We start from the raw sequence: 262 nt of genomic DNA on the forward strand, positions 1-262 counted from the left end.
GTGCTGGAAGTAGTCTTCCAGCGAAAGGTCCTCGGTGGGCTCGTGGTTGCTGGCCGCGGCGCCCGCCGGGCCGAGGCCGAGGTCGGCGGCGAAGTCGTCCTCGAGGTCGTCCAGCTCGATGTCGATACCCAGCAGGTCGGCGTGGATTTCCTGGCACTCGCTGAGGATCACCGCCCGCTCGATGGCGTTTTCCAGTTCGCGCACGTTGCCCGGCCATGGGTAATGGCGGATCGCCTGTTCGGCGTCGTGGGCGAAGCTGAGC

At 67.2% G+C, this 262-nt stretch carries 1 pseudogene; it reads right to left on the bottom strand.

What is annotated here, in order from left to right:
- Positions 1-262: pseudogene (locus tag ACLJNW_RS25970) on the bottom strand (hypothetical protein); the annotation flags it as partial.

The sequence above is a fragment of the Salmonella sp. SAL4457 genome (genome assembly GCF_046548235.1).
Lineage (GTDB): Bacteria > Pseudomonadota > Gammaproteobacteria > Enterobacterales > Enterobacteriaceae > Salmonella > Salmonella enterica.